This is a genomic window from Nostoc sp. (assembly GCF_036917195.1).
Lineage (GTDB): Bacteria > Cyanobacteriota > Cyanobacteriia > Cyanobacteriales > Nostocaceae > Nostoc.
In genome coordinates this window covers 103,188-121,243 of record NZ_JBALDG010000093.1, presented here as the reverse complement: position 1 = coordinate 121,243, position 18,056 = coordinate 103,188, and the positions used below count along the sequence as shown (strand labels likewise).

Genomic DNA, 18,056 nt, shown 5'->3' with positions numbered 1-18,056 from the left:
CTTCTCCGTAGGAGTATGCAGTTCCTCCCTTTACCCTATGCAGCTTCGTTAACCTGTGCTGGTTTGGTGTTGATTCCCATCCAGGTTTTTTCTTCTGGTGAGAGTTGATTCAGTTGCTGTTTAAACCAAGTTTCAAAATTTTCTTGCAACAATCGTTGACGCATAAAATCGTCCAACTGGGCAGTGATAAACTTTTCCACACGAACAATCACCCATGATTCTCCAAAGGGAACGGGTGCTTGAACTATACCCACTTGACTTGTGCAAAGTAACTGAGCAAAATTGGGGGTGATAGTACCAAGTTCTACTGGGCCAATAATGCCATTTGTATCAGCTTCTGGGCCTTGAGAATATTCATGCGCTAGTTCAGCAAATGACTGTTCTCCTTCTGTAATTCGGAAGAATAGCTCGTTGGCAGTTCCTCTATTTTCAGTCCGAATTAAAGAATAAATGACTTTATCAAAATGTCTTTTGTATTTGAGAAAGTAAGATTCTAGTTGATGTCCCCAAGTTACTTGCTTGAACTTTTCTACTCTCAGCTTTCTGGTTGCCAAAAGTTCTAATTGTTCTTGAGTCAGACCGTAACGTAAGCACCAATCTTGGATTTTTTGCTTGGTTGTCAAATCCCATTGCTGATAAAATTGCTCTAGAGCATGAGATGTTTCTGCTTGTGTGCAGGTGATGGGTGCGTTGGCGTAGCCCGTCGTAGACATCGCAGATTCAATAATGGTCTGAGATAACAATTGCGGAATCAGGTTGTAACTAGCCAAGAAGGAAATAATTTCTGTAGGTAAAGCAGTGCTGCTGCTACGCCCGTTATAGACATCGCCTATTTGTAAAGCTATCGTCATAATTGAATACTATTTTGTTGAAATATTTGATGAGTGCAGCTATAATTTTTGCAATGAAGCGGTATTTAGGTATAACTCTCTGCCGCTTGCATGATTTGCATACCCTTGAAAGCATTGCCGTACAATTCTTTCAAGTACCACTCATCACTACTGATGCCTAAACTTAAGTTTCAGTGGTGGTGAAGTGGTCAAAAGTCAAAGTGTAATTAGTCCTACCTTTGAATTGATCGACTGGTAGGAAGTAATCACCAGATAGTTATTTAGTTAAGTCTGATGTAATTTTTTTATCTAGAGTGGGGAATAAAAGCGGCAAAGTTCAGGTATGATTCTCTGCCGCTTGCATGATTTGCATACCCTTGAAAGCATTGCCGTACAATGCTTTCAAGTACTACTCATCACTACCGATGCCTAAACTTAAGCAAAAGGGGTGCTGAACTGGTCGAAAGTCGCAGTGTAGGCAGTACTGCCAGAGAATTGATTCACCTGCAAGAAGTAGTCACCAGATTGGGTAATGTTTGAAATCAACTCTGACGTAGTACCAGCCCTAGCAGAACGTGTAACTTCATCTCCTGCATCGACGATGCGATTGTTATTAGAGTCCCGAATAAGTCGGATGTCAGCATCAGCGCTAAGTCCAGTCAAGCTAATGTTGACACCCCGAAATAATCCCAAAGAAAAGCTGTAAACATCTGCGGTGTTAGTGTTACTGATGTTACCAGAACGGGTGACATCAGCTGACAGGTTACCAAGTACAAATTCCCTTGGCAGAAGGTTGCTGTAATCAGCTGTCGAAGTGGGTGTAGTTGCAGACAAGTCTAAATCATAAGAAACATCACCCGAACTACCTGGAGCAAAGCGAGATACTTCGGCAAAATAAGTACCTGCGTTGGCTCTAACGTTAATCGCGTCATCTTGGTTGCTTCCCCTAGCGGAACTGCTAACAAGTCCACTGGCTCGGTCAGTAGCGTCTAATATACCATTACCGTTAACGTCCCGAAACAGTCTCAGGTCGGCATCATCACCAGTGCTAATGTTGTTAAGAGACAAGTTGATGTTTCTGGTGCTGCCGATTGAGAACTTAAAGACATCTGTGGGTTCAACTGAATTTAGATTGAAGGTATTAAAGGAACGAGGGGCGCTACCTAATGAACCAAGGTCTCGAGTAGTCATTTTTTTCTCCTTAAAATATTGATTGTGTTTTGGTCAAATTCTGGTTAATTGTGGTTTTTAAAGATGTAAATCTTTAATTTGAACCGACATTTACTTAACTGCAATAGCTGATGATTTTATGCAAACAAGGGAATAAAATTGTATTGTTTACATTCAAACTTTAGCTGTTTGGTTTTGTGCTTGCCGCGTTCAGAACCTGTTGTTTAACCATGAATCTAAATTAAACTGTTTTTCCAATAAGCACAGCATGAAAAAGACATTAATAGTTAGGTGTTTAAAAGGAAATTAAAAGTGTTTTGTCTGATTAAGTCATAAAAAGTCTTATAAGGGACTTCTAGAGAATAAAATATACAGTTAGTAAAAATGATAATCATTATTTTAATGCTACAACTAGTTTGTGTTATGAATTTACGTTTGGCTGCTCCTTTTAATTGGTGTGCGGTTTCCTTGAGCAATGTTACGAGTGAATCCGTTAATTGTATAGACACCTTTTTTACCCAAAAATCGGATCATTCCCGAATTTACTACAAAAAGGGGAAGAGAGAGGCTGCCTACGGCAGCCTCTCTCTTCCATTGTAATGATTATCATTATTATAGACTGTATATTTTATTTTTTGGAAGTCCCTAACTCCCCGTTCACGTAATCAAAAATCAGTTTGATGTAATTTTTTTATCTAGAGTAGGAAATAAAAGCAGCAAAGTTCAGGTATGATTATCTGCTGCTTGCATGATTTGCATACCCTTGAAAGCATTACCAGACAATACTTTCAAGTACCGCTTACCACTGCTAATGCCTAAACCTAAGCAGGGATGATCGTCGAGTTAAAAGTCACATTGTAATTAGTGCTACCAGTGAATTCAGTGACCTGCAAGAAGTAGTCACCATGTCCATCAACGAGGAGCTGTTCTGGAGTAATACCTCCCCTACTAGAGCTGGCAATTTCCTCACCTGCATCGACGATACGATTGTTGTTAGAGTCTCGAATCACTCGGATATCAGCATCGCTGCTTAATCCGTCTAATCTAATGTCAACCCTCTGAAATCTTGCCAAAGAGAAGCTATAAACATCGGTAGTGTTCTGGTTATTGACGTTACCTGTACGAGTGACGTTACCTACCGCTAACAAGTCACCAACTACAAATTCCTTAGGTAGAAGGTTGCTGGAACTGGCTGAAACTGGAATAGTTCCAGAAGGTTTAGTTGCAGACAAGGCTAAATCGTAACTGACATCGCCTGAACTACTAGCAAAGCGAGATACTTCAGCAAAAAAAGTACCTGAGCTAGTTTTAAAGTTAATTGCGTCATCTTGGTTGAGTGCCCGAGTGGAAACAAGTCCAGCTTGTCTGTCAAAACTATCTAGTACACCGTTATTGTTAGCATCTCGAAACAATGCGATGTCGGCATCATCGCCAGCGCTGATATCTGTCAAAGACAGGTTGATGTTGCTGGCATTGGTGATTTGGAACTGAAAGACATCTGTGGGATCGGATGTAGTTAAATCAAAGTTATTTTTAACAACAGGAGTGCTACCGAGTGTACCAAGATTGAAAAGTGCCATTTTTTTGTCCTTTAGGTGTTGATTGTAATGCGGTCAAGTTCAGATTAAGTTATGGTTTGCACAGATGTAAATATTCGATTTAAATCGATATTTACTGGAATGTAGTAGCTTAGAATTTGATGAAAATAAATATTATTTATTATTTTCTATAGAGCCTTAGCCATTTGATTTTGTGCTCGCCGTGTTCAGAACCTGTTGTTTAACCATGAATCTAAATTAAGCTGTTTTTTCAATAAACACAGCATGAAAAAGATATTAATAGTTAGGTGTTTGAAAGGAAATTAAAAGTGTTTTGTCTGATTAAGTCATAAAAAGTCTTATAACTCACCGTCCGCGTCATCGAGAATGAATTTAATGAAATAAGGGATGTGTGAACAAGCAGGCGAAAGCTTGCGTGAGGCGATCGCTTTACGTTACTTTGGCCAGAAACCATAGTCCCTTACAATCAGTGGTAGTTCCTGTACTTTCCATTGTCTTGTTAACCACTAAATTTTTGATGCGCGTGTGGGCTGCTGTACAGTGTCTTTAATTATGAATTATGAATTATTCGGTCAAATAGCCATGCCAAAGCACCATCAACATCAGTAACCTGCTCACCTGGCGGTATGGCTGGACGATTTACCATAACAACCTTCACGCCCAATTCTCGTGCTGCAATAATCTTGGGCTTTGTTGCATCGCCACCGCTATTTTTACTCACTATGGTATCAATCTTGTGATCAATCAGGATTTGCCTTTCATTATTAAGGGTAAAGGGTCCGCGATCGCATAATATCACTCCCGGTGGCACTAAAGCATCATCGGTAGGAGGGTCAATCATTCGCATCAGAAACCAAATTTTCTCGCAGTGAGCAAAGGCGGTGAGTTCTTGCCTCCCGACTGTCAAAAATACGCGCTGTGCTTGGTTTGCTACAGATGCGGCGGCGGCTTCAATGCTGTCAACTTCAATCCAGCGATCGTCACTTGCTTTTTCCCAAGGCGGGCGGATTAACATCAGACGGGGTACTCCGACTTTGGTTGCTGCATCTGCCGCATTCAAGGATATCTGAGTAGCAAAAGGATGAGTCGCATCAATTAATAAGTCGATTTGCATTACTCGCAGATAGGTAGCTAATCCAGCCACACCACCGAAGCCTCCAACCCGTAAATCGCCCAATGGAACTGATGGTTCACGGGTGCGACCAGCTAGAGACGTGATTGCTTCTAAGCCTTGGATAGTCGCCACTCTGGCAGCTAGTTCTGCGGCATCTCCCGTCCCACCCAGAATCAAAACGCGGATCATTGAGATAAAGGTGGAATCTTTGCCAAAATGCCCTTCTTCAGAGCTTCTGGACGCTCTGACCAAGGCAGTAAACCATCTGCTTTGACATAGTATTGACTAGCACATTCTAGTACCGCAGATGCACTACTATCGACGGCTAAATCACCAAATAAATATGTTAATTTGCCTTTGGCAGCAAAAGCAACTACACAGGAACGATTACAAGCACTCATGCATTCAACTTCTTGAATTGGGAATTGATCTCGTAAGTCCCAATCTTGTGCAAGCTGCTGAAGTTGGTGTAGAAGTTTTTGACCGCCACTTTCACCTAAGCGTTTTCCATCTTGCCAAACGCTAGCACAAGTTTTGCAAACAAATAAAGTATGGTCAGCAACACCCAAGGGACTAGTTGGGGAAATATTTTCAATAGTAGTCATCTGTACCTCGCAGATATATGGAACTGATAAATCTATTCCGGCGGGCATCCTGACTCACTCAATTTGGGATTTTAGATTACATCTCAAATTGGTTCACAGTTGCTCCCAAGCGCCGGATTTGCACCGAACTTTCCCCGTTACCTCTGGTAGCTGCTCCCCACCAGAACCGAATAACCTTATCGATCATACACTAGGGCCATCTAGGAAAAGGATATTACCAAAAATTGCTCAGGAGCGATCGCCCATCAACGATGGCAGACAGATATTACTTTTTCCCTGCTCCCCTGCTTATTCACTTCTGGCTCAAATTACAGAGTTTGCCTAATTTGCGCCTTTTCTTTTGGCATATTAGGTAAATGTATGGTATGCTTATAAATCGTGTGGTTAAGGACGTATAGCTCAGTTGGTTAGAGCGCTACGTTGACATCGTAGAGGTCACTGGTTCGAATCCAGTTACGTCCATTTTAATTGTACAGTGACTAATTATTTGTGTAACTTTACCCATAACTTTGCTGCAACGGCAAGCTTATGCTTCTAATTTTCCAGGTGTAGAGAAAGAAGCCAACTTACTCTGCCCTTTTAAGTTTAATAGCTTTACACTCCAATTTCACGTCGTGTTTCATTTAAAGGGGTAATGGTATGAGATGCAACTTTATCATGAGATAAATTCAACACCAACGCCCTAAATTCCAGAAAAACGTACAATTTCATCACAAATGATGTGTTTCTGACAATGAAAGAACCTCGTGGATGAGTGTTTTTTACTTGTGAACAGACAATATACTGATTTTGCGATCGCCCACTGCCAGTTTCAGGTAAAAAGAGGATGGATGCGATGCCTGCGGCGGGGTACGCCAACGCAATTGTTATTTTGGCGAACGCAATTGTTATTTCGGTGAACGCATTTGCTATTTCAGCGAAAGCAATTGTTATTTTGGCGAACGCAATTGTTATTTCGGTGAACGCATTTGCTATTTCGGTGAACGCATTTGTTATTTTGGCGAACGCAATTGCTATTTCGGTGAACGCAATTGTTATTTCGGTGAACGCATTTGCTATTTCGGTGAACGCATTTGCTATTTCGGTGAACGCAATTGTTATTTCGGTGGACGCATTTGCTGATTCCACTTATTTTAAAACAACAAATCCATATAAAAAATGAGTAAAAACACAGACAAACTCGTAATTATTTTGTTGAACTTTTAATGAAATAAATCCACAGAACTACCCATCTCAGGCAAAAAGATATTCCACCCGCATTTCTCACAAGCTTGAGTGGAAGAAGGGATAGAGGGCAAAAAGAACTTGTACAATAACTCTCCCCTGCTCAAGAGCACAAGCGCAGGCTTTGAGAGATGTAGTGAGAAATCCGGGCCAGATGTTGGGTTTTAAGAGCTATATTCTCCATAAGAGCTTTATCAACGCAAGGATAATTGATCGCAAAATCGTAGCTACAAAGCGGTCTTTGCTAGCAACGCCGCTTTACAGCTATTTTCAGGTAAATAGACCACACGGTAGGGGCACAGCAATGCTGTGCCCTTACGACAGATGTGGTTCAAATACATGAAAACTGCTGTAAAAGTTGAACTATGAAGCGGTCATGGCTTTGTTTCCTCCTCACGAATGGCGTAGACCGTAAGGGCTTGTGCTATACATTACCTTACAAATAGAGATGTAAGTTATATGCGATGATATTACCAATAATATTGGCTAGTTTGTGCTCTACTTGGTAAAGATACTCTGACAAAGCACTTGCTCCCATCAAATAGCAGTTGACTTGATGAAAATCATTGAAAGCAGGTTGATTCCGTGATTTTAGTGACTACATAAGCAGTTATTGTCTGTGTAGCTACAAAATTTGTTGAGATTGGGAGCAAAAATCTTTTTCAGATTTTCTCAACTTTGTTGGTAATATTCAACCTAAGTTCAATCATGTACCTGATGTCACAACCCCAATTCAAGAAACATTTATCTTGAAGTGAGATTGTTACAGAGTTTTGGATAAAGGGTAATAGGTTTTTCACTTATCTTTTATACCTTGACTCAGAGCGGGTAGTCAGCAATAGATGAGCAAGTGTGTGTGAGGAAGTTTCAATGAAGCCGCAGAGATTAAACTATTTTTTCTGGCAGAGTGTATTACTAACTACTTCGGTAATGGGAATGCTTATAGGGATTCTGCCTGCGATCGCTCGACCGATTAGAACGGCAGAAATACCAGATTATCAGCAGCAACTATTAGCTCAAGAAACAATCACAAACTCTGTTGTACCTATCAGAAAAATTCGCAGTTTCAAGCAAATAGAGCATTCGTTTACCAATGCCCAAAAGTTAGTACAGTCGTTACCTATACCCTCCGAAGCACAAGTTATACCAGTAACGGCAGTGAAGCTCAATAGTACAAGTAAGGGTTTAGAGGTGATTTTACAGACGGGTGTCAACAGCCAACGCTTGCAGCTAACTCCAAAAACTGAGGGTAACTCCTATGTTGCAGACATCCCTAATGCTCAGTTGCGTTTGATTAGTGGCAATATATTTCGTCAACAGAAACCAGCACCGGGAATTGCATTAGTTACAGTTACTAATGTTGATGCTAACACCCTGCGGATAACAGTGACAGGTGAAGCTCTTGCGCCAACAGTGGAGTTGTTTGATAGTGATGAAGGTTTGGTGTTTGGGGTGACAAGTACCACATCCACAGCACAGCAACCAGCACCGTCACTACAAAAACCGTCATCTAGTGAAAACCAAACACCAATTGAATTAGAGGTGATAGGATCGCCAGATACAGGCTACAACCCTACTGATGCAAATGTGGGAACTCGAACTAATGCACCGCTACGCGACATTCCTCAGACAATTAATGTTGTTCCTCAACAAGTTATCAAAGACCAACGCGCTCTCACCATTGGGGAAGCGTTAAGAAATGTTGGTGTAGTAGGCGGAGGTACTTTTGCTCAGTCAGACAGATTAATTCTTCGAGGCTCTGGTACTGCTAATATTCTTACCGACGGTTTGAGAAATTATTTTGCTGGAGTCAGAGACCTAACTAGCATTGGCAATGTTGAGCGAATTGAGGTGCTGCGAGGTCCGGCTTCTGTACTTTACGGACAAGGAGACCTAAGCGGAACAATTAATTTAGTCACCAAGCAGCCCTTAATAGATCCTTTTTACGCAGCTTCTTTTTCTGTGGGTAATTACGACACTTATCAAGGCACACTTGATTTATCTGGGCCGCTGACAACCGATAAAAGTGTTTTGTATCGCCTCAATGGTTCCTACCTAACTTCAAACGGTTTTGTTGATTTTTATAGCCAGCAGCGATCGCAGATTGCCGGGGCGCTAGCATGGAATATTGGCACAAACACGAAACTGACATTCTATACAAGCTATGCCGATTTTAGTCGTAGCGCTTACTATCAAGGGATACCTACAAAAGGAACTTTGTTTTTTAATCCCTTGGGTAAACTCCCTCGAACTCGATTTTTGGGTGAACCAGATAAAGAAGACCAAGACACTTCAGACACTCGATTGAGTTACAGACTAGAGCATCGCTTCAATGATAACTGGTCTTTGCAGAATGCTTTCCAAGCAATTTTTACCAAATATAGTAACGATTTGAAAACACGTCCCCTGGATCTATTACCAGACAACAGAACCTTAAGACGAGATGCATTTACTAATCCAGGAGGTGTCAACTACTACGTTTATGATTTAGATACTCATGTTGCGGGGCGATTTAAAACTGGAAGTATTGAACATCAAGTTGTTTTCGGGACAGAATATGCTTGGAACCAGTTTTATGCTGTTCAAAACAGGTATGATTTCACTTCTATTGATATTTTCAACCCTGTTTATGGGAATACAACACTTGGTAAACTTCTTAATTCCAGTGGAAGTGGAACCAAAGTGGATAACCTGGGTGTATATGCTCAGGATTTGATTGCCTTGTCTGAAAACCTGAAACTAGTTTTAGGCGGTCGTTATGACTGGTCATCGCAAACAAGCTATACTGTCTTTGACTTGTTTGGTTCTCCTTCTTCAACTTCAACAGCAAGCGAAGCATTTAGTCCTCGTGTCGGTATAGTTTATCAACCGATTAAACCGCTTTCGCTCTATGCTAGCTATAGTCGCTCTTTTATTCCCCAGACTAGTCGCACTGTTAATAATGAGTTGTTTAAACCCCAGCGCGGGACTCAATACGAAGTGGGTGTCAAAGCTGATTTGCTTGGTGATAAACTTTCAGCTAACTTAGCTCTTTTTCAGCTGACTCAATCTAACGTTCCCACAGTCGATTTTAACAATCCTGATTATTCTATCCCCGTAGGAGAGGTAAACACTCAGGGTGTAGAATTATTTGTCACAGGTGAAATCTTACCAGGCTGGAATGTGATTGCTTCTTATGCATACGCCGACCCTCGAATTACTAAAGATAATAGTACTCCCTCCCCTGTTGGCAAAGCCCAAACTGGAGTGCCATTGAATCAAGCTAGTCTCTGGACGACATACACGATTCCCCAAGGTAACCTGCAAGGGTTAGGAGGTGGTATTGGGGTGTTTTATGTAGGCGATCGCTTTATCGATACCCTTAATACTTTGAAAGTACCCAGTTATGTTAGAACTGATGCTGCTTTGTTCTACCGTCGGGGAAAATTTGATGCAACCCTCAACTTCGAGAATCTATTTGACCTTGCATATTTTGAAAGTGGTACTAACACATCAGTGACTTATGGTAGTCCATTCACTGCAACTCTGACATTGGGATGGAAATTTTGATTGAGCATTGACCATTGACAATTAATAGTCAGCGACTACTACGAATAGTTATGCTTATCCGCACTATTTCTGTTTTTTGCCTTTTGTCATTGTGTGCTTGCAGTTTATTTTCATACCCATACAGCCCTTTACCTAAATCACCATCTCAGGCAGATGTCCGTATAGTCAAACATACAATAGGTGAAACAGCAGTTCCCCTGCATCCCCAAAAGATTATCTCACTAGATCCCCAATCTACAGAAGTAGCTATTGGCTTGGGGGTAAAACTTTTTGGCTATCCTCAAAGAGAAATACCAGCATCATGGCGGCGTTCTGATGCTGTAGACATTGGCTTACCACCTAGCTTTGAGAAAGTTCTTTCTGTAAAGCCCGATTTGATAATAAGCATCGATTTCGATTTTTTAGAAAACTACAGTTTATGGTCGCATATTGCACCAACTGTTGTATACCAAGTTACAAAAGACGTAGCAGGCTGGAAAAGATTATTTATGCAACTAGCAGAAGCATTAGGTCAAACACAAAAAGCAAAACGAATAGCAGCGCTTTACAATGCGCGAATAGCCCAATTTAAAGCAAGCATGGGCGAAAAACTCAAACAAACTCAGGTATCAGTTGTACATATTTTTCCAGGTAGAATAGTTATCCGCACTGAAAATTCATTTTCTGGTTCAATCTTGCAGGAGCTTGGTTTAGACCGTCCACTCTCACAAAAACCGAGTGCTGTACCAAACTTTACTAAGATATTTGGTAATACTAGTTGGTACTTTATATCCCCTGAACTTCTGAGTTTGATAGATGCAGATGTTTTATTTGTTGTCACTTCTAACTTTTCTCAGCCTGACGATGCAAAGCTGGCAATTCAACAGTTGACAGCACAACCTTTATGGTCAAAACTCAATGTAGTCAAGCAAGGTAAAGTTCATATAGTGGGGCAATATTGGCTGATTGGTTATTATTTATCTGCTAATCTTGTGCTGGATGATTTGTTTAAGTATTTGGTGGAGAACAATTAATTAAGTTTTTGTCACAATAATCAAGTATATATATCAAAAGTATATTTACCAATATAGTTGGTAAATATTTATGAAGTGGCATTATCTTTTACAGTTTTCATTCCGGCTCAAGTGATAGATTTAACTATCTCTCAATCACAATCAAACTTTTAAACCAATTTTTGCTAAATGTATAGTCATGAACAGTGAACAAGCTAATAGCTCTTGGATCGACCACTACCGTAAGCACGGTTACGTCGTACTCGAAAAAGTTCTACCTTTGGAACTGATAGATGCTCATGTAGCAGCTTGTGAGGAAATTCAACGGCGACATGGCATTTATCAGAAATTTCCTTGGAGAAAAGAGCCATCGGAAAACGAAAAAGCCTTTCAAGAGGAACTACTCGCCCTTGATGATAACTATGAACCCACAAAAAATCTTAGAAACGATCCTACACTTCGCGAATATTTAAACGCCCTGTTTAGAGAAGAGGCGATACTTCAATACGGCTCTACAAGTTTATGGGAAAGAGGCCGCGAACCGCACTCGGACACAGTGATGTTGTTCCGTGATCCACCTGATAAAGTTTGTCGTGCATGGTGTGCGCTCGAAGATATCCATCCAGACTGCGGAATGTTTTATGTGATACCTGGAACGCACAACAATGAGCGTCTTCGTATTTATGACGAGGTTCTGGGCAGCAACCCAGAGATTTTTGAGCTGCTTCGCTCACCGTCGCCGGATGATTCAGAGAGTGCATTTTTGGAAAACCGAGCTATTTGGAAAGTGGTTTGTCAAAAGACGATTTCCCTCACACAGGGACTACCAAGAGTTTCGTTCTCGATTAACAAAGGCGATGTAGTGCTGTTCGATCCAAACATCATTCATGGCACTATGCCTGCACCCAATCCATCACTTACTCGCAAGGCTATTGTCACCGAGTGGCACACGCGATCGGTTCGCAGCTACTCCTACTCTGAGTATTTCGGTTCACAGCACGACAAAAGGCAGCTATCATCAGCTAACTAGTTGATAAAAGATTGAGCTAACGGTATTTAAGGGGACTTGCCGATTTCACTATTTAACTTTTCATCGCCGCCTTTGATACATTAACTACTTTGGTTAGACTGGCAATATAGTTTAGGCTATTGTTCGCAATGTTTTCACTGATTTCCGACAGTGGAGAATGTTGGCAGATGGCAACAAATCCATGAGCGCCTGCGTTTGTGGGTACGTGTCAGCCAAAACTGAGAACCATCCCCATCCGAGGCAATTATGGATAGCCAATCGGTTGAGACGGCAACAATGGTATCCGAAGAAGTTGGCTATGACTTAGGAAAAAAGATTAAGGGACGTAAGACACATACTTGTTGATACCTTGGGGTTGCTGATAGTTGTGGTAATTACTGCAGCAGACGTGAGCGAACTTTTCAGGTGCAAAACAAGTTTTGCCTAAACTGGATTCTATAGGCGATGGCGTCAGTCGATTGATTCGGATTTGGGTGGACGGAGGCTATCGCGGTAAAGATTTTGCCAACTGGGTTATTGATATTTATCGCTGGCTGTGGAGCGTGGTTACGCGCCGCGAGGAACAGAAAGGTTTTGTAGTACTGCCCAAACGCTGGCTTATTGAGAGAACTAATGGGTAGGTTCAACTGGTGTCGTAGGTTGAGCAAGGACTATGAAATTTTACCTCAAACAACAGAAGCTTTTATTTATGTAGCAATGATTTGTTTGATGTTGAAGCAACTTGCGTAATTACAGCAGATTGCAACTTAGTAAGGTACAGATCATTGTAGGGGCACAACATGTTGTGCCCCTACCCATGTACTTCATTTACCTGCAATACGCTGTAAGATCACTTATCTAAAACTTTTCAGACATCCTCTTAGAAAGCTGTTTGTGTCATACTTACAAAATTTCCTAATTACTAAATTCCGAGCGACTTTAAGTAGTATACTTAAGGTTCACCAGAAGACCTGAGTTTGAGATCAGAAACTGAGGAAGAAAAGAAAGCATAATTTAGGCTACAAATAGTTGCGATCGCTTAACTCTGATGGAGCATCTCAAGTTTGCAAGAACATCAATTTTTTGCAAGATGGAGTCTTGCCCATCTTCAGAAGATTTGAGTTTACCCTCGGCTGCAAAGTTATGTCCTTCAAAGGCGGGGTAAAAATTCAGATACATTCAAAGAGATGAAAAATTAGAGATTAAAAAAATTCTTTCCCAGTCCCCAATCCCTTTTGATTGCAAAATATTTCTGATTCAGTAGTAGTAAAGTGAGTTTTGAAGGAGTATTTATGTCACACTTGGAGCAAGCAGTGCCAGACACCTTTGTAGCCAAAAGCTTAGAAATTCCCAATATTTTCGACCGGGTTGAGGCTCTGGCCAAGGACTTTGCCACCCGTGCAGGGGCACACGACAAAGATGGTTCCTTTCCCTTCGAGAATTTTACAGCTTTACATGAGGCAGGATTACTCAGCCTCACCATTCCCCGGGAATTAGGTGGTCAGGATTTGGGGCTACCAACTATCTGCCGAGTCATTGAAGGGATAGCGCGTGGCGATGCTTCGACCGCGTTAGTACTGACAATGCACTATCTCCAACATGCTCATGCGGCCCGTAGCCGTCGCTGGCATCCAGAAGTATATAAGCGGCTGTGTCGTGAATCGATTGAAGGCATTGCCCTGCTCAATGCGGCGCGTGTCGAACCTGAGTTAGGGACACCAGCTAGAGGTGGATTGCCTGCTACAGTTGCCGAACGGACAACAGAGGGTTGGCGTTTAACAGGTCACAAGCAATACACCACGGGCAGTCCCATCCTCAGTTACTTTGTTGTTTGGGCCCGGACAACTGAGGATGAACCACAAGTTGGAAGTTTTCTGGTTCCGCGCGATCTGCCCGGTTTGCAAATTGTCGAAACCTGGGATCACTTGGGGATGAGAGCTACAGGCAGCCACGATCTCATTTTGGAGAATGTATTAATTCCCTTGGAGTATGCCTTGAATATCAGCCCCATATCTGCTGCACCATCGTTTGATCCACTGATTTCCACTTGGGGTAGTTTGACAGTGAGTGCCTTATATCTCGGTGTTGCTACTAGTGCGCGAGACTGGCTTGCTAAATATCTTTGGGAGCGATCGCCTTCTAATCTCAAACAGCCACTGGCAACTCTGCCACGCTTCCAAACTGCCGTGGGTGAGATAGAAGCACTGCTATTTGCTAACAATAGATTGATTTATAGCTTGGCTGAAGATATCGACAAAGACAAGTATCAACCTAACGTAGGATTACAGGCACAAGCTGTTAAATATCTAACTACAACTAATTCGATTCGGGCTGTAGAGATTGCCTTAGAACTGACTGGTAATCCTGGTCTATTAAAAAGGAATCCTTTAGAGCGTCACTACCGTGACGTTCTGTGCAGCCGTATCCATACACCGCAAAATGATGTTATTTGCCAATCATTAGGTAAGTCGGTGCTGAAAGTCAAGTGATTGGGGATCGAGGATTGGGGACTGAGTAAGAGTTTTAGCAATACCCAATGCCTAAGCCTCGATACCTAGTACTTTGTCAAATACTGCACTTAGCGATCGGATCATTAAAAGTAGTGTCCCACAGAGGTTTCACACTAACCTTAGCTGGGAGGACACCAGCTTCGGTAAAAGTGTCAGCTACCTCTTGCTGTGAGGCGATCGCTTCATCGGAGGTAGGGAGAACCTGAACATGGCGTTGTTTTTCTTCCTGCTTTGCTTGTTCTAGGACAATACTTTCATCTATGCCAATGGCTGAAGCATAACTTTTTGCCCAGGTTTCCAAATTCGATTCGCGCCAAGCTTGCGACTTTTTAATCCTACAGAGGAAGTCAGCGATCGCAGCATTTTTGCCTGGATCTGTGATCGCACTGGGAGCGCCTACAATCATGAAGTTACCACTCAAAATATCCTTTGCAGACTTCAGTTCTCTGGCACCATCCTTTTTAGCTTGTGGAATCGAATAACCGTAGGTAGCCCAGCCATCTAGATCACCTTTCCTGAAGGCAGAAAGTCCGTCGGGGATCGAGAGGGCGATCGCATCAATATCCTTCAAAGTCAGACCAACTTCCTTTAACATTTTGATTAAGAAGTAATGGGCTGTCGTAGCTTTGATGTAAGCAACTTTCTTACCTTTGAGGTCTGCGATCGTTTTAGCTGGAGAATTCTTTGGCACAAGCACAGTTTGTCCGATAGTTGGGCCTTTAGTGGCTGCAATAATCTTCACTGCATCCTGAGTCCCGATCGCAAAAATCGGTGGAGTCTCACTACATGATGCAATATCAATGGCATTGGCATTGATTGCTTGCACCATAAGATTACCCCCAGTAAACTCCGTGAACTGAGTTTTGTAGGGAAAATTATCTAGTCCAGCTAACTTCAACTGCAGATCCCAACCACCCTTAAACTTAGCAATGTTGAGAGTCACCCTCGATAAATCAACTGTTGGGTTGGAGGAAGTTTGAGTGGAACTGTTAGTACAACTAGTTGCTGTTGCAATCAGTGCTGTAGTAGTGCCTGTCATCGCACCAAGCCAGCGGAGTATCTGACGACGTTTATAGCGGGTAGTCACATGAACCTCGCATGACTGAATAGATTATTGTAGAGACGTTGTAATTGCTAGTACAGGTAAACGTCAGTTTGCCTACCTTTAACAAGTGGATTTTGCCCCTTGTCTGCTGAATTGAGATGGTAGCTAGATTTACGCGCCCACTGTACTAGTACAGCACGGCGTAAATAAACCACCCATTGCAAATCAACAAAACCCTTATGCTGTATTCATTTTTAATTTTTAATTCCGCCTTGTGGTACTAGTTTCTACCAAAGGATTTGTCTGATTCATTAATTGAATTGGTATTAGTATCCTGCTTGCTTGTCTACGACATTCCGCAAGGGTTGACCAGTTTGATAGCGTTTGAGATTGTCGATAAACAGTTGTGCTATGCGTTCTCTCAGCCGTGGTGACAAGGCTGAACAATGGGGTGTGATAAAGGCGTTCGGCAACGACCACAAGGGACTTTCCGGCGGCAGAGGTTCGGTTGCAACCGTATCTAATCCAGCCCCCGCAATCCATCCCTCACGTAGTGCGGTAAGTAATGCAGTCTCATCTACTATTGCACCACGAGCAATATTAATTAGGTATGCAGATTGACGCATAGAGCGCAATGCAGCTTCATCGATCAAGCCTTTGGTTTCTGGAGTCAGTGGTGTAGCAATAACTACATAGTCGGCTGTCGGCAAGAGCGATCGCCATTCATCAGCACCCACAACTTTGTCAAAATTCGGTAGAGGTTCAGGATGACGGCGACTACCCCAAACTTGAACTCCAAAGGCTTTGGCGCGAGATGCGATCGCTTGACCGATATTTCCTGTGCCGAGAATTAATAAAGTCGCGTCTGCCAACTCTTCGAGAAACACTCCTCTTACCCAAGTGTGTTCATCCTGCAAAGTTTGCAATTTTCGCAGATTCTTGGCGTGATAAAGCATGAATCCCAGGACAAATTCTGAAATTGGAATTGCGTGAACCCCTGCACCATTAGTAAGGATAATGTCCTTTTGCAAAAAAGTTGGTGTGAGGATGTGATTTACGCCAGCACTCGGTGACTGTTGCCAACGCAGCTTGGGTGCTGCTGTTAGTACTTTGTCAAGGGTAGAGGTTTTCAGGTAAAATCCGTTGACATAAACTTCTGCATCGCTAACATCACCATCAAGATTGCCTTCACTATCAACCTCGACAACATCTATATCAGATGGTAGATCTGGCTCAATATCAGTAATGAGATGATCGGGTAAAATTAGTTTCACCATTTGCTAGTCTCCCATTCAATTTTGGATTTTGGATTTTAGATTTTGGACTTTGGATTTTGAACTTCGGCAACTCTTAGAGACGCTGTTCGCGTTCGCTCAGTCGAACGATTTTAGATTGTGCAACCCAAGCCGTAGCACCTATTCATTTTTAATTTTTAATTTTTAATTTTTAATTTTTTAGTATCCTGCTTCTTTGTTTACTACATTTCGTAACGGCTGACCAGCTTGGTAGCGCTTCAGATTATCGATAAATAACGCTATTGAACGTTGTTTACTTTTTGGTGAATGAGCGGAAGTATGAGGTGTGATAAAGATGTTAGGAAGTGACCACAGAGGACTTTCTGGTGGTAACGGTTCTGAGTTAACTGTGTCTAATGCTGCACCTGCAATCCAACCTTCTGTGAGCGCTTTTATTAATGCCGATTCATCGACTACGCCACCACGAGCAATATTAATTAGATAGGCATGTTTTGGCAGCGATCGCAATACAGATTCATCAATAAATTCTTTGGTTTCTGGAGTTAGTGGTGTCGCAATAACTAGATAATCAACCCCTGGAAGAAGTGATCGCCATTCATCAGCACCCACTACTTTATCAAAATTTGGTAGCTCTTGGGGATGGCGGCGACTGCCAATAATTCTTAAGCCGAAGGGTTTAGCACGAGCGGCAATTTCTTGACCAATACCACCAGCACCAATAATTAGCAAGGTTGCATCTGTCAACTCTTCGATAGCGAAACCTCTTTTCCAGTGACGTTCTGCTTGTAAAGCATATAATTCCTGTAGGTGTTTGGCATGAGCCAGTATATAAGTGATTACAAATTCTGCGATCGGAATCCCATGCACTCCGGCTGCATTTGTGAGGATAATATCTCTTAACAAATAAGTTGGTGTCAGGATGTGATTCACCCCTGCATTTGGTGCATGATGCCAACGCAGTGCAGGTGCTGCTGCTATTATTTTATGCAGCGTCGGACTTCTGGATAAAAACCAACTGAAATAAACTTCAGCATCGCTAGCATCCCCGTCTAAATTTCCTTCAGCATCTACACTGACAACCTCTGTATCAGGTGGTAAATGAGGCTCAATATCAGCAACGAGTTCGAGCGGTAAAATCAATTTCATGGTAGATTACCTCTTTCCTATTTACAGGACTATTTCTAGAAATTGCT

General features: G+C 42.1%; 15 protein-coding genes, 1 tRNA gene and 1 riboswitch. Of the genes, 7 read left to right on the top strand and 9 right to left on the bottom strand.

Translation table 11 applies throughout. The features are described 5' to 3' along the window. Nucleotides 1-35 precede the first annotated feature (35 nt). From V7K40_RS31745 to V7K40_RS31725, 5 genes are all read right to left on the bottom strand, one after another. A complete protein-coding gene (locus tag V7K40_RS31745; RefSeq protein ID WP_334966853.1) occupies nt 36-851 on the bottom strand; it encodes a peptidylprolyl isomerase in 816 nt (271 codons plus the stop codon). Nucleotides 852-1,265: 414 nt separating this feature from the next. Beyond that, nucleotides 1,266-2,021 carry a PPC domain-containing protein gene (locus tag V7K40_RS31740; protein ID WP_334966852.1) on the bottom strand — a complete coding sequence of 252 codons (756 nt, stop codon included), beginning with the start codon at nt 2,019-2,021 and terminating at the stop codon, nt 1,266-1,268. 800 nt (nt 2,022-2,821) lie between these two features. Then, nucleotides 2,822-3,580 (bottom strand): PPC domain-containing protein, encoded by a 759-nt coding sequence (locus V7K40_RS31735; RefSeq protein ID WP_334966851.1) that lies wholly within the window; start codon nt 3,578-3,580, stop codon nt 2,822-2,824. 529 nt (nt 3,581-4,109) lie between these two features. Continuing rightward, nucleotides 4,110-4,862: a cobalt-precorrin-6A reductase gene (locus V7K40_RS31730; protein ID WP_334966850.1), complete on the bottom strand. Its 753-nt coding sequence runs from the start codon at nt 4,860-4,862 to the stop codon at nt 4,110-4,112. Continuing rightward, the gene (locus V7K40_RS31725) at nt 4,859-5,278 is read right to left on the bottom strand and encodes a DUF1636 family protein (protein WP_334966849.1); all 420 of its coding nucleotides are present in this window, start codon (nt 5,276-5,278) and stop codon (nt 4,859-4,861) included. The genes V7K40_RS31730 and V7K40_RS31725 overlap by 4 nt, the downstream gene beginning before the upstream one ends. A 21-nt stretch (nt 5,279-5,299) precedes the next feature. After that, nucleotides 5,300-5,464: riboswitch (cobalamin riboswitch) on the bottom strand. Nucleotides 5,465-5,666: 202 nt separating this feature from the next. Between V7K40_RS31725 and V7K40_RS31720 the strand changes: the two genes are divergently transcribed. The 6 genes from V7K40_RS31720 (at nt 5,667) to V7K40_RS31695 (ending at nt 12,693) form a co-directional block, all read left to right on the top strand. Further along, nucleotides 5,667-5,740: transfer RNA gene (locus V7K40_RS31720), tRNA-Val, on the top strand. Between the two features lie 364 nt (nt 5,741-6,104). Then, the gene (locus tag V7K40_RS31715; protein ID WP_334966848.1) at nt 6,105-6,440 is read left to right on the top strand and encodes a hypothetical protein; all 336 of its coding nucleotides are present in this window, start codon (nt 6,105-6,107) and stop codon (nt 6,438-6,440) included. Between the two features lie 932 nt (nt 6,441-7,372). Continuing rightward, nucleotides 7,373-10,051, top strand: coding sequence for a TonB-dependent siderophore receptor (locus V7K40_RS31710; protein ID WP_334966847.1), 2,679 nt, complete (start codon nt 7,373-7,375; stop codon nt 10,049-10,051). A gap of 50 nt (nt 10,052-10,101) precedes the next feature. Beyond that, a complete protein-coding gene (locus tag V7K40_RS31705) occupies nt 10,102-11,064 on the top strand; it encodes an iron-siderophore ABC transporter substrate-binding protein (RefSeq protein ID WP_334966846.1) in 963 nt (320 codons plus the stop codon). A gap of 178 nt (nt 11,065-11,242) precedes the next feature. Continuing rightward, a complete protein-coding gene (locus tag V7K40_RS31700) occupies nt 11,243-12,073 on the top strand; it encodes a phytanoyl-CoA dioxygenase family protein (protein ID WP_334966845.1) in 831 nt (276 codons plus the stop codon). 419 nt (nt 12,074-12,492) lie between these two features. Continuing rightward, the gene (locus V7K40_RS31695) at nt 12,493-12,693 is read left to right on the top strand and encodes a hypothetical protein (RefSeq protein WP_334966844.1); all 201 of its coding nucleotides are present in this window, start codon (nt 12,493-12,495) and stop codon (nt 12,691-12,693) included. Between the two features lie 373 nt (nt 12,694-13,066). Here V7K40_RS31695 and V7K40_RS31690 read toward each other — a convergent pair whose 3' ends face one another. Further along, nucleotides 13,067-13,231, bottom strand: coding sequence for a hypothetical protein (locus V7K40_RS31690; protein ID WP_334966843.1), 165 nt, complete (start codon nt 13,229-13,231; stop codon nt 13,067-13,069). A 113-nt stretch (nt 13,232-13,344) separates the two neighbouring features. On the opposite strand from V7K40_RS31690, the gene V7K40_RS31685 reads away from it, so the two are divergent. Next, nucleotides 13,345-14,541: an acyl-CoA dehydrogenase family protein gene (locus V7K40_RS31685; RefSeq protein ID WP_334966842.1), complete on the top strand. Its 1,197-nt coding sequence runs from the start codon at nt 13,345-13,347 to the stop codon at nt 14,539-14,541. 76 nt (nt 14,542-14,617) lie between these two features. Here the strand turns inward: V7K40_RS31685 and V7K40_RS31680 are convergent, their stop codons facing one another. From V7K40_RS31680 to V7K40_RS31670, 3 genes are all read right to left on the bottom strand, one after another. After that, nucleotides 14,618-15,649: an ABC transporter substrate-binding protein gene (locus V7K40_RS31680; RefSeq protein ID WP_334966841.1), complete on the bottom strand. Its 1,032-nt coding sequence runs from the start codon at nt 15,647-15,649 to the stop codon at nt 14,618-14,620. Between the two features lie 284 nt (nt 15,650-15,933). After that, nucleotides 15,934-16,884: a D-2-hydroxyacid dehydrogenase gene (locus V7K40_RS31675; protein ID WP_334966840.1), complete on the bottom strand. Its 951-nt coding sequence runs from the start codon at nt 16,882-16,884 to the stop codon at nt 15,934-15,936. A gap of 177 nt (nt 16,885-17,061) precedes the next feature. Continuing rightward, nucleotides 17,062-18,009: a D-2-hydroxyacid dehydrogenase gene (locus V7K40_RS31670; protein WP_334966839.1), complete on the bottom strand. Its 948-nt coding sequence runs from the start codon at nt 18,007-18,009 to the stop codon at nt 17,062-17,064. Between the last annotated feature and the right edge of the window lie 47 nt (nt 18,010-18,056).